This is a genomic window from Ruminococcus sp. (assembly GCF_024684275.1).
In genome coordinates, this window is record NZ_JAIKXF010000090.1 from 15,377 (window position 1) to 28,430 (window position 13,054).

Here is a 13,054-nt window from a genome sequence, read left to right on the forward strand (position 1 = left end):
GAGCTGTAGTATGTTAGTTCATTTTTTTGAGGTAAGAAACTGTACATTTGAAAGCTATAAGGGCGGACCTGTGCTTTTTGCACCGTCTGATACCGATGATGATACCCTTATGAAGCGCGGCTTCAGAAGGAGCAATGATGAGCGCTGGTACCGACCTGTCGATATAAAGGAGTACAACTACATAGTATATTGGGCACAGTACGGAGATGTAGAGATAAACGATGCTGCTTTCCAGAATATGCGCAGCTTCAATATGCCTATGCCCTATGTTCAGCAGCAAAACGACAATACCGCCAATATCCTGTGCTATGTATCGGTGGGACTCATGGCACTGGGATTCCCGATGACCTTTCTTGGGACTATACTTGTGGGCGGACTGTTCTTCATTGCTGCACTGGTGCTTATGATAATCGTCAGGGTAAAATATCCGCAGAATCAGTTTGGAAAGGTGCTTTGCATCGTTTATATAGTTCTTGCGGCAATAGCCCTGATCCTTACTATAGCAGCGATGATAATAATTGCCATAGTCTGCAATCAGATGGTGCAGGATTGTGAATCCTGCTGCCGTAATATGCCGGGCTGATAAAGGAGCTTAAATGCCATGAGAATACATATTGATACGACCTATTCGCTTATACCGCCTTATGTTGTGATGATAGTGGCTGCCTGTGCTGTTGGGATAGTATTGCAGTATTTTATGAACGTAAAACGGGGCATAGACAGGAAAACAGCAGGCTTTGTGGCGCTTTTGTCACCGTTTATGAGCCTTTTCTTCGGCCTTTTGCTCACTTATGTCTCGTCAGGAGGAAAATCCTTCGGCTTATCATCTGTCGGCGGACTTTTTGGAATGTACGGCAGTGTGCTGACTCTTGCGCTTATAATCGGTGACAAAGAGAAGTCAGGAGTGATGTTTGAAAACTGCACTTTTGCTCTGCCTCTGATGTACAGTGTATCGAAGTTAGGCTGCTTATTTGCAGGCTGCTGTCATGGCAGACCATACAGCGGACCGTTCTCTGTAGAGTATACAGGCAAGGTAACAGAAACGGGAGAGGTTTTTCCCGTGCAGCTTTCCGAATCAGTGATATTCTTCCTGATATTTGCGGCAGGTATCATAATGTTCGCAAAGGGCAGCAAGGCGGCAGTTTATGCGGTTTTCATAGCTTCTGCGGCAGCAAAGGGGCTTCTTGACTTTACAAGAGAGTCTCATATCGGGAAGATAGTATCCCTGAATCAGATACTGTGCCTGTTGCTGATCGTAGTCTGCATAGTATGCTTAATAGTAAAAAAACGAAAGACGATATATCCAAAAGAGGCATAAATTCAAGCTTTATGCCTCTTTTAAGCACAAAAAGCGGAGCTTTAGAGCTCCGCTTTTTTATATTTAAGCCTCTACATCGTAATGACCGTTTTTTAGACGTTCTTCAAAATCGGCGAGGGGAAGCGGCTTATCAAACAGGAATCCCTGAGCATATAAGCACTGATTATCCTTTAGTATCTTTACCTGATTCTGAGTCTCAACGCCCTCTGCGATACATTCAAGACCGAGATCCTTAGCCATAGCCACAACGTACTTGAACATAACAGTTCTGCTGCTGTTGTTATTGTCACTGTCTACGGGCAGAAAGCTCTTGTCGACTTTAAGTACGTTCCACGGTACCTCACGGAGCAGATTAAGGGACGAATAGCCCATGCCGAAGTCGTCCACCGAGGTAAAGATGCCCTGCCGCTGAAGTCCGCTTACAACGCGCTTAAGGTCGCGGAACTCGACGTCTGTGGTGGTTTCGGTAAGCTCGATCTCGATATATTTATGGGGAACGCTGTGTCTGTCAACGATATTTATTATATGCTCCAAGAGATCGACGTCCATCATGTGCTTGCGTGAAAGGTTGACTGATACGCGAAACACATTTCCGCCCTCGTTAAGCCAGCGGCGTATATCAGCGCAAACGTTGTCCAGCATATAGAAGTCGAGCTGGCAGATGTCTGTATTCTGCTCAAGAACAGGTATGAACTCCATAGGCGGAACTATCCTGCCGTCTCTTATCCAGCGGCAGAGCGCCTCTGCGCCTATGAGCTTTCCTGTTGCAATATCTATTTTTGGCTGATAGAACACCTTGAATTCCTTGTTTTTCAAAGCGCCTGGGAACAGCTTCTGTATTTCCATACGCTTTTCTTTGTTTATCTCCATTTTCTCGTCGTAGAACACGACGCTGTCCTTTCCTCCCATTTTTGCAGTCTGAGACGCTGAAAGAACTCTGTCCATGACATCTCCCGGAGCGTCAAAGGTGAAATCCTTAGGAATACGGAAAACGCCTGTGCTTGCGGAAAGCATTATGCGCTTGCCGCTGTTTGGCTCATAGATGACGGGAACTCCTCTTAGTATGCCGAGAACATCATCAAGGAGCGAATCATCGAAAACTCCGACGAAATTATCTCCGCCGACTCTGCAAAGTATACCCCTTTCACCGATTATATCCTTGATTATATTGAAATAGTTATGTATAGCGATATCACCTGCGCTTCTGCCGATATCGCGGTTGATAAGTGTGAGGTGGCGCAGATTGTAGTACACCGCAGTACTGCCGCCGAGAGCGTTTTTTGCTTTGAGCATTTCAAGGTAACGCAGGAACGAGCGGACATTCGGGTAGCCTGTATCGTCGAAGAAAACGAATTTCTCCACTACTCCCTCAAGTCTGTGACGGCTTATAAAGCTTAGAACAGAGTTCATGGCGATAGTAAGCTTGTCCTTTTCGTCGTCGTCCATTGGTTCCTCGTCTGGAGACCTGTAAGCACTGCAGATGACGACAGCCATTGACTTTGTGACAACGCGCTTTGACAAGAAAAGTTCCCCCTGCTTTCCGCTGTCGTAGCCGATCTTTATCTCGCCTATGCCTGCTTTTTCGTCAGGAACAGTGCGGTAAAACTCGGAGGTAGCCCTTGTGAGCCTGAAAAATACGGAAACCTTTTTGACGTTTGCGAGTATTTCTTCCTCATCGTAGGTGCTTCCCCGGGTCATAGAGCGTATAAGCTCTTCAAACAATTTATAAAATTCAAAAGTTCTCTCATTAGTCATAACCATCTCTCCATTATTAAATATGGATGCCCCTAATATTAAATACATTATAACATATTTTTTTAAATATTTCAAGAAGTTTTTGAATATTTGCACATGAAGATTGAAAAATCTTTATATATTGAATAATATATCTAACAAATGTTCGGTTTGCCGCGGTTCTGATCAATAAATATGATCTATGCATTGATTTCTGTTGTACAATATGATAAAATAATGTGAACTCAATATGAAAAGAGGTATAATATGATACAGGATATAGGAGAAAAACTATTTAAAAACGAATTTTCACTTTGCAGACGCCCTGCGGCTTCTGACAGAGTCATAGTTTACAGATCGGGTGAAATGGCATACCTTGCTGAAAACAACATCATAGGATTCCCTAAGGTCTGCCAGCTTCCTGCGGAATATGCAGATAAGCTAACGTATCTGTTTGAGGTAGAGGGCGAGGGCTTCTTTCTGCTTCTGACAGACGGAGATATTACTGAGGTACTTCCCGAAAAATACTCATTCGGCAGTATCAGAAAGATACGCAGCACCGATCCTCAGCCTCGTAAGTATCTTTTTGCCGGATTCACGGCTCAGCATCTTGCCGAGTGGTATCTGAACAGCCGATTCTGCGGACGCTGCGGTGCTGAAAATGTTCATGACGAGTCCGAGAGAGCCATGATCTGCCCCGAATGCGGCAAAAAGGTCTATCCGAGGATAGATCCTGCTGTCATTGTGGGCGTAGTCAGCGGCGAAAAGCTTCTTATAACGCGCTACAGGAAAGGCTTTGCCCACAATGCTCTTGTGGCAGGCTTTACTGAGATAGGGGAGTCTCTTGAGGCTACAGTTTCCCGTGAGGTAATGGAGGAGACAGGCATAAAAGTCAAGAATATCCGATATTACAAGTCACAGCCGTGGGGGATAGCGGCAAATATCCTGGCAGGCTTTTTCTGTGAAGCAGAGGGAGACTGCGCTATACATATGGACGAAAATGAGCTGAAATACGCAGAATGGCTGAGAAGTGACGAGATAGTTCTTCAGCCCTATGACCATAGCCTTACAAATGAGATGATGAAGCTTTTCAAGAGTATCGGCAGGAGAGTTCTCGAAAAATAAGATTTTGCATTATTCATATAATTTTTACTGGACATTTGATAAAATATGTGATATAATATCAAAAGAAGGTGTTTTATCTCCTCTATTTCAGAAAGGAGTTCTATATGGATTTTAGAGGCTATTTAGACAGCTGTGATTCTGTGACTTGTATTATGTCCGTAGAAAAAAAGCCCGGCGGCTACGGAAATATTCGTATTCTCGATGGAAATAAAGCATATATTGAATCAATAGAAAACAACCCCGACGCAAATTCAGACGTTGCAAAGGAAAAAGTATTTGTGCCGAATTCACTGTATACAAAATACTTTCCCCATGACCTGAATTTTGAGGATTTCTGCTATCGCTCGGCAGTCAGGAAAGAGGTCCTCCATACATATGTACATCCCGGAAGATTTGACATATGGTTCAATCTGTTCTTCATGCCTTTGCAGAGCGATGATGAGAATATCGGCTATTGCTCGTATACATATACTGTCACTGTCAATGCCGACAGCGAGCTTATGTCAAATATTTCTCTTGCAACTGCCTCTGCTGTACTGCAAAGCTGTATAAAATTATATGGAGCTACTGACTTCAAGAAGTCCATAGACGGGGTAGTAATGGATATACGTGACCTCTGCAAGGCTAACCGCTGCTGCTTGCTGCTTACTGATTTTGAAGCCGAAACCTGTAAGCTTCTCAGCGACAGCCATATTATTGAAGGCGAATTCGGTCCTATCGAGGGAATAATCGATGATTCTTTCTTTGAAATTGTAAAAACGTGGCCTGATACCATTGACGGCAGCGATTTCCTTATGATAAAGAATCATCAGGACATGGAGGTCCTGAAAAGCAGAAATAAGCTGTGGTACGAGTCACTGAAGGTCTATGATGTAAAGACTCTCGTGCTGTTTCCTCTTGTTTATAATGGCGATACAAAGGGCTATATATGGGTAACTGACTTTGATGTTGAAAATGCCCTCAAGATCAGAGAGACACTTGAGCTTACCACATATTTCATCGCATACGCCATAGCAAACTATCAGCTGCTTAATCAGCTTGAGATAATGAGCTCTGTCGATCTGCTTACAGGCATTTATAACCGCAACGCTATGAATCACCGTGTTGACCGATATATTGCAGGTACAGAGTCCACGCCCGAGAAATACGGTATAGTTTTTGCTGACCTTAACGGACTCAAACAGGTCAATGACAGCGGCGGACATATCGAAGGCGATAAGCTGCTTAAAAATGCAGCAGAGATACTTCGGGGCCTGTTTTATGACAGCGACATTTACCGTGCAGGAGGCGACGAGTTCATGATAATGGCGGTAAATGTTCCCGAGGAGGAGCTGGAAAAGCGTATGGAAAAGCTGCGCAGGGACTCTGAGGATCCAAAGAATATCAGCTTTGCTGTAGGCGGCTATTTTGAGGCAGAGGGCGGAGATATCCGCTTTGCAATGCGAACCGCTGACGAGAGAATGTACGCCGACAAGAAAAGATATTACAAGAAGTTCCCTGAACGAAAGAGAAAATAATTTGCAGAGTTGCTCCGCTTTAATGCAGCTCTTGATATTATTCACATAAATTTAACTGGACGCATCAAAAAATATGTGCTATAATGATAATGTAAAAAATATACGCCTGCTGGGCTGAAAGGAGAAAGTATGGATTTTCAGGAATTTGTCAATAATATTGAACCTATGACGTGCATTATATCCGTGGAAAAATTCTCTGACGGAAGCTATGGCAATATCCGTCTTGTTGCTGGCAATAAGGCATATATCGATTCTATAGAAAATCCTGAGAATATTTCTTCAAATCAGATGCTAAATAATAAGTTCATTCCCGATTCTCCTTATGAACAATATATTCCGAAGGACCTGAATTTTGAGGCGGCTATCTACAACTGTGCCATAATGAAGAAGCCGTTCCATACATATATCCACCCCGAGCGTTACAGCTTCTGGATAGATATGTATATGATGCCGCTTGCTTCTTCTGAACCTAATAAGGGCTACTGCACCTATACTCAGGAGTTCACACTTGAGAAAAACAGCGAGAGAATGACTAATATTTCGGCTGATGTCTCATCTGCGGTATTGCAGACGAGCCTGAAACTCAACGGCACAAGGGATTTTAAGAATACTATGGAAGATGTTATGTCGGATATACGTGAGATATGCAATGCCGACAGATGCTGCGTTTTCCTAACGGATTTCAAGGAAAGAAAGTGCTCTGTACTGACGCAGGTCATAGCTCCGGGATTAGACATCAAGCCTATGGAAGTCCACATGAGGGAGAATGCAGTTGATTTCTTTGATATCGTTGAAACATGGCCTGATACCATAGCAGGAAGCACCTGCCTTATCATAAAGAATTCAAGTGATATGGAAGAACTGAAAAGACGTAATCTGATTTGGCAGAGATCACTGGAAAATGCAGGCGTAGAGAGCCTTGTGCTGTTTCCGCTTGAATACAATGATGAGACTCTGGGCTATATCTGGGCGGTCAATTTCGATACTGAAAATGCCTCGAAGATAAAGGAAGTCCTCGAACTCACCACACATCTCATAGCTTCCGAAATAGCCAATTATCAGCTTGTTGACCAGCTGAGGATCATGGGTACTATTGATATGCTTACGGGAGTCTATAACCGCAATGCCATGAATAACCGCGTTGACTGGTTCATCAGAAGCAGAGACAAAAAGCCTGATGCCTATGGTGTTATTTTTGCTGACCTTAACGGCTTGAAGCAAAAAAACGACAATGAAGGACACAGTGCAGGAGACAGGCTTCTTAAAGGTGCTGCGGAGATACTTCGCGATGTGTTCTGCGACGGTGAGATATACCGCGCAGGCGGTGATGAGTTTATGATACTCGACTGTAAGACGGAGGAAGCTGAGCTGAAAAAGCGGGTCGAGAAGCTTCGCAGAGACTCGGAGGATCCAAAGAATATCAGCTTTGCACTGGGATACTATTTTGACAATGGAGAGGGCGACATACGCAAGGCTATGAGGACTGCCGATGAGCGAATGTATATGGACAAGGAACGCTTTTACGCAATGTTCCCGGAAAGAAAACGTACGTAACAGAGAGTGCGGTCAAGCCGTCTTCTCTAAGCCGAAGAACAGGATTACCGAGCCTGAAATTATGGGCTCGGTATTTTTTTGCCGTGATCCTGCCTGAGTGAGCTCAGTTCTGCACTTTATTGTTTACGGCGAGCGGCGATATGCGATTTTGTTGTAACATTTCTTTGTGCAAAACAGCCAAGACAGCGAGCACAATTTCGGCATAATTACGGATTGAAGAGTGTACCCCATTGTGATAAAATTAAAATAGAGTTAATTTTGAAAAGATTTTAAGCAAAGGAGGGATACCTATGCCAGTTCCATTTATTATTGCTCTTGTCGCAGCCTGTGTAGTTATTGCAGCACTTGTTTTTGTTATAACGAAGAAGAAAAAAGAGTCGGACGATATTTATTACAGCGAGCAGATAAGACGCTCAGAGGAAAGACAGGCGCAGCTTGCTGAGCAGGAGCGTCAGAGACGCATGATGCAGCGTGAACGTGCAAGCAGAAGTTAATGTATGATTTGGACTCTGACAAAATATCTGTGTGTGGAACGCCGTTCTCGGCGTTCCTTTTTTTCTTTAAGTGCAAAAAGGCGCTCATTAGTCGCCTCCTCTTAACGGAAAAGTATGGTTACCGTGCCTGAAATTTCAGTCTCGTAAATGTAACCTGCGTTCCGCCGGAGGGGGCTTCCCTTGAGCGCCTTTTTTGTTTAGTCTGAAGCTGACAGGTGGTCATTGCGGCTTTGAGCATACAACAGTCACCTTCATAAGGTCACCGTCGATTTCCGCGAATATATCGCCGCCCATGCCGTTCATAAGCTGTCGGCAGATATAAAGTCCCAGACCGCTGCCCTGCTGAGAGCCAGTATTGGAGCCGCGCCAGAAGCTGTCAAAAATGTGGTTCAGTTCTGTATCCGCAAGGGTGCAGCCGCTGTTGGAAACGGTGATAAGCCTACAGTTCTCCTCATCGGAGAAATCAATTGAGATATTGCCGCCGTCACCGTATTTTACAGCGTTTTCGATTATGTTTTGCAGTACCTCTTCAAGGCGGTCGGGGTCTCCTGAGATGAGGCAGTTCCCGAACTCTGCAACAGTAAAGTCTGTTTTCAGCACCGACAGCTTGTCGCTGTAGTAGTCTGAAATCCTGCTGATTACGTCTGCAAGGTAGAATTCGGTATTGTTGAAGTCAAAGGTCAGAACATCGCTGTTGAGTTCACCTATCATTTCTGCAACATAGCCCTCTATCTCATCAGCCTTTGAGTTTATGCTCTCAGCGGCTTCACGCTGTTTTTCGGCGTCGGGATAAAGTCCCTTTGAAAGCGCCTTTGAGTAGAGCTTTACTGCGGAAAGGGGGGTTTTTATATCGTGGGACAGGGAGAGCAGGAGAGTTTTTTCCTTTTTTGCGCGGTCACGGTCGCGCTGCTTTGCCTGTTCAAGCTCCTGACGAAGCATATCAAGTCCCCATGCGAGCTTGCCGAAATACTTGCCCTTATTTTCCTTTACGGGAGCAGTAAGAGTTCCCTTTGCAAGGTCATAGGGCAGGTCGCTGATCTTTCCGAAGGGCTTGACGATATTTCTGCGGATATAGAAAAGAACGGCTGTCAATATCAGGCACAGTCCGCCCATACATGAGTTGACCGCAATGGGCAGAGCTGAGCTTTTTATCACAGCTTTGTCCGTGTATTCTATACGGTATGTATTACCATTAACAATTCGTATAACGTATTCATTTTTGCATTCGTAGAAGTCATCACTGCCGTCGTATTCGTAGATACCGATGATATTGGGATAGCTGTCGGCAGTGACGGTCTGACCGTTTTTGAGTTCCTGCTCTATGCGGTTCAGCTCGACCTTATAAAGGGGCTGATTCTGCTTGGGAGCCTTCAGCATTATGAGGTTCACAGCTGCGATCACAGCCGCCATAGCAATGACTATCCATGCAATGAGCTTGTCAAATCTCTGCATATCAGCTCTCCCAGCGGTAGCCCTTGCCCCATACCGTAAGTATCCTTGCAGGAGTTTTGGGATCGTCCTCTATTTTCTGCCTCAGCCATTTTATGTGTACGGTGAGAGTCTGCTGCTCGGATTCGCTGTCTGAGCCCCATATCCTGTTGAAAATCAAGTCCTTGCCAAGAGTCTGTCCCTTGTTTTCGATCAGCATACGGAGCAGCTCGAATTCCTTAGCGGTCATAGCGATTGGCTCGCCGTTTTTGAGAACGGTCTCGTCGGCTATATTCAGCGTGATATTGCCCTCAGTGATAACGTCAAGAGCCAGCCTGCGCCTGAAAATGCCCTTTATCTTTGCGATGAGTATATCAATGTCATAGGGCTTTTCGATATAGTCATCGGCGCCAAGCAGTATGCCGTTAAGCTTGTCTTCCTTGTCAACTCTTGCGGTCAGGATGATTATTGGAGTATTATCCTGCTCACGTATCCTTTTGCACACTGCAAAGCCGTCAAGTCCGGGCAGGTTTATATCGAGCAGGACAAGCCTTGCCCCGTATTTTTCATACAGAGACAAGGCTTTTTCTGCTGTTTCGGCAGTGCTTACGGTATAATTTTCAGCGCGGAGAAAATCGCACAGCAGTCCGCAGAGCTCTGCGTTATCCTCAACGATAAGTACATCAGTCATATTACCAACCCATTTCCAGAAGCCAGTTATTCAGTCCGCGTTCACGGTCACGGAGTGGAAGCTTTCTGTTAATATTATACTCCCCATTTATGTTTCCGTCAACTATAAACAGCACTCGTGAGCACTTTGCGGCGACCTTTGCATCATGAGTTACCAGCATAACTGTTGTGCCCTCGTTGTTGAGCTTGGTAAGCTCCTCCATGACCTCGTCTGATGAGGTGCGGTTGAGAGCACCTGTGGGCTCGTCAGCGAATATCATACGTGGATTGTTTATCATGCTCCTGCAAATGCAGGCGCGCTGGAGCTGTCCGCCGGATACCTCGTTGATGTCGTTATCTGAGATGTCGATGATGCCGAGCTTTTTCATAAGTGCCTGTCCGCGCTTCATGGTCTCATTTCTTGATTCCTTTATCTTGTCGGACTTTACCGCCGGGAGTATGATATTGTCAAGTACGGAAAGGTTCTTCATCATGTACATCTGCTGGAAGATGAAGCCCATATCGTCGAGGCGCATTTTCGCAAGGTCATTCTCCCTGAGCTTTGAGAGCTCTCTGCCGCAGAACTTAACGTCGCCTGCGGTCATCTTGTCCATGCCCGAAACAGTGTAGAGCAGAGTGGACTTTCCCGAGCCTGACGGTCCCATAACGGCTACCATTTCACCTTCATTTATCCTGAAGTTTACGTTCCTGAGAACGTTGTTCTGTCTTTTGTTTATGATGTATGTCTTGCAGAGGTCCTTTACCTCAAGAATAGCTGTATTATTCATAACTCATATCTCCTTTTTATATATCGGCTGTATCCGAAGCCTTGATCGATCTCATGCAGAGTGCTGTGAAAAGCACACCTGCCACAGTTGCCGCAAAAACTATTACAGGGTATATAACATATATCTCCACAGGTCTGATGTTGTATTCCACGCCGTTGAGAGCACCCATTATCCTGAATATGGGATTGATGCAGAGCCTTGTCACGGGAGTGCTGAGGACGGCTGAAAGAAGTGAAGCAGCGGCGGCTACTATTGCAAAGCGGAGGCTGTGCTGAGCTATAACAGAGCCTGTTCTGAAGCCCATAGCCTTCATCAGCGCTATCTCGGCTTTTTCCTTTGTGATGAAGGAACGCTCCATAAGGATCGAAATCAGTATGATTATGACCACTGTAATGATTATCACCATAAGCTTTACGCCGTTTATGGTGTCCTTGATATTTGCTCCTATGCAATTCATTACGAAGCCGTCGGTGTCATCGACATACTTTGTATCGAGAATATCCTTGATCCTTTTGATGCGTCTGTTTATTTCAGCCTTGTCGGGAGAGTCGTCAAAATCTATCTGGTAGCCCATGACCTGTTTGATGAACTTATCGGGTATGTCAGTACTTTCGTGGAATCTTCCCGATTCACCAAGCTGTATCATGCTCTGGAAAAATGCGGTTACCATGTAATCATCTGTTTTGCCGTCAATGGTGATCTTTACATTGTCGCCTATACCTATCCCAAGCTTTTCTGCAACCTGTTCTGTAATAGCGATCTCGTCCGCATATTCGGGAGCATAGCCCGCTGAGTACAGGTAATCGGAAGCTTTTGAATCCCTGTTGAATGAGAATGCATAGGAGGCTTTTATGCCGTTTGCCTCGATGGTCGGGAAAATAAGAGCCTCAGATGTGACCTTTCCCGGCATACCGTTGTCGGCAAGCTTCTGTTCAATGTCGCTTTTGAGCTCTTTATATGTCATTTCGCCCGTCAATACCTTTGAGATCATATTGCTGTCGGTGATATAGACATCGCTTTTCTGAGTGCAGAATAATGGAAGGAGCTTCTCGCTTGCAAGAGTGTTTGCAGTATTGGCAAGGCACATTATAAGTAAAAGGCATACTGTGAATATAACTGTCATTACTCCGAATTGCTTTGGACTGCTGAATACATCATTGAACGCAAGGAAGCCTGTTGCGCCGAGCTTGCTCCTGCCCAGATGCATAAGCCCTTTCTTCTTGAATCTTTCTCCTGTCTGACCGCTTCTTACCGCGTCGATAGGCGAGAGCTTCTTTATCCTGCGTGTGCATCTCCAGCAGAACAGCATTATTATAAGGACCACAATGACACTGCACAGGATATTCAGGAGAAGTGTGTTGTCATTGCCGATCACCATGTTTTCACTGACTGATTTCATAAGGGCATTGCCGAAAGGAAAGCTCAGTGCAAGACCAATGACTGCTCCGATGACCGATATGCCCAGGTATTTTACGAGGTAGAGTCCGCGGACGGAGGTGTTTTTCAGTCCGAGTGCCTTCATTACGCCTATTTCACGGAATTCCTCGTTGATAGTAAAGCTTATGGTGAACCTCAGTACGACAAATGAGATAAGTATAAGGCAGATGCTGACGATAAGCAGAAGTCCTGCTACTATACTGTTCATGATGTAGCTTGTTCTGACAATGTTTATGCCCTTGTTGAACTGTGATTCGGGAATGTCTGACAGGTCAGATTCCAGAGCCTTCTTGTCATATCCGTTGATATAGAAAACAGAGCTTTGGTTATTTGCTATGACGCTTTCGTCTTCCAGGAATTTCTCATAGTCTGCATTATTGATTATTACACGCGGATTATAGAACATCTCAGAGCCGAGGAATGCGTCCTTTGCAAGCCCTTTATATTTTAGCGTCAGCTCGGTATTTCCCAGCTTTAGCTTAAACTCTTCACCTGCTTCGATGTCGGCATTGCTGACTAATGAACCTGTGAAGTATCCATATCCTTCGGGGACTTTTTTGAGTATCTCGTTATCCTTGTCGAAGTAATTGAGCTTTGCGTTGTCGATGGAGAGTATCATTCCCGCATTTGAAAACTCAGCAAGCTTTTTGCCGTTTTTTGTAAGGCTGATGTCGTTGAAAAACAGCTGATCCTCACGGCGGTAATCCTTGATGTTCGGGATGCCTGATAGATGCTCCTCTATGTCGTCGCCGTTGTCGTTGAGAGTTATCACAAAGTGATCGCTGAGTTCAGCTTTTTCAAAGTAATAATCGAGACCGTTCAGAACGGTAACGATATTGTTTACACTGCTTGCCGCAAACATAGTGGCAAGTATTACGAACATCAGGAGTATGATGTTCATGGTCTTTTTTCGTTTCAGGTCTTTTTTCAGTATTCTCATATACATGATTTATCCCTCGCTTTCTGTGATTATATATTAGCATGGGAATT

At 44.8% G+C, this 13,054-nt stretch carries 11 protein-coding genes; 6 read left to right on the plus strand and 5 right to left on the minus strand.

Annotation, left to right across the window (positions count from 1 at the left end; all coding sequences use genetic code 11):
• Positions 1-10 precede the first annotated feature (10 nt).
• Positions 11-583: a hypothetical protein gene (locus tag K5677_RS09425; protein ID WP_296727229.1), complete on the plus strand. Its 573-nt coding sequence runs from the start codon at positions 11-13 to the stop codon at positions 581-583.
• Between the two features lie 18 nt (positions 584-601).
• The gene (locus K5677_RS09430) at positions 602-1,318 is read left to right on the plus strand and encodes a prolipoprotein diacylglyceryl transferase family protein (RefSeq protein WP_296727231.1); all 717 of its coding nucleotides are present in this window, start codon (positions 602-604) and stop codon (positions 1,316-1,318) included.
• Positions 1,319-1,381: 63 nt separating this feature from the next.
• Here the strand turns inward: K5677_RS09430 and K5677_RS09435 are convergent, their stop codons facing one another.
• Positions 1,382-3,073: a GGDEF domain-containing phosphodiesterase gene (locus K5677_RS09435; protein WP_296727233.1), complete on the minus strand. Its 1,692-nt coding sequence runs from the start codon at positions 3,071-3,073 to the stop codon at positions 1,382-1,384.
• Positions 3,074-3,319: 246 nt separating this feature from the next.
• Here K5677_RS09435 and nudC point away from each other — a divergent pair, with 246 nt between their 5' ends.
• From nudC to K5677_RS09455, 4 genes are all read left to right on the plus strand, one after another.
• Positions 3,320-4,177, plus strand: coding sequence for an NAD(+) diphosphatase (nudC, locus tag K5677_RS09440; RefSeq protein ID WP_296727234.1), 858 nt, complete (start codon positions 3,320-3,322; stop codon positions 4,175-4,177).
• Positions 4,178-4,281: 104 nt separating this feature from the next.
• Positions 4,282-5,694: a GGDEF domain-containing protein gene (locus K5677_RS09445; RefSeq protein WP_296727236.1), complete on the plus strand. Its 1,413-nt coding sequence runs from the start codon at positions 4,282-4,284 to the stop codon at positions 5,692-5,694.
• Positions 5,695-5,823: 129 nt separating this feature from the next.
• The gene (locus tag K5677_RS09450; RefSeq protein WP_296727237.1) at positions 5,824-7,248 is read left to right on the plus strand and encodes a diguanylate cyclase; all 1,425 of its coding nucleotides are present in this window, start codon (positions 5,824-5,826) and stop codon (positions 7,246-7,248) included.
• A 290-nt stretch (positions 7,249-7,538) separates the two neighbouring features.
• A complete protein-coding gene (locus K5677_RS09455; RefSeq protein WP_296727239.1) occupies positions 7,539-7,742 on the plus strand; it encodes a hypothetical protein in 204 nt (67 codons plus the stop codon).
• A gap of 219 nt (positions 7,743-7,961) precedes the next feature.
• Here the strand turns inward: K5677_RS09455 and K5677_RS09460 are convergent, their stop codons facing one another.
• The 4 genes from K5677_RS09460 to K5677_RS09475 are packed head-to-tail and all read right to left on the minus strand — an operon-like array spanning position 7,962 to position 13,010.
• Positions 7,962-9,194, minus strand: coding sequence for a HAMP domain-containing sensor histidine kinase (locus K5677_RS09460; RefSeq protein ID WP_296727240.1), 1,233 nt, complete (start codon positions 9,192-9,194; stop codon positions 7,962-7,964).
• 1 nt (position 9,195) lies between these two features.
• Positions 9,196-9,861: a response regulator transcription factor gene (locus K5677_RS09465; protein ID WP_296727242.1), complete on the minus strand. Its 666-nt coding sequence runs from the start codon at positions 9,859-9,861 to the stop codon at positions 9,196-9,198.
• Between the two features lies 1 nt (position 9,862).
• Positions 9,863-10,627, minus strand: coding sequence for an ABC transporter ATP-binding protein (locus tag K5677_RS09470; protein WP_296727244.1), 765 nt, complete (start codon positions 10,625-10,627; stop codon positions 9,863-9,865).
• A 16-nt stretch (positions 10,628-10,643) separates the two neighbouring features.
• Entirely contained in the window at positions 10,644-13,010 is a 2,367-nt protein-coding gene (locus tag K5677_RS09475; RefSeq protein ID WP_296727246.1) for an ABC transporter permease, read from the minus strand.
• Positions 13,011-13,054 lie beyond the last annotated feature (44 nt).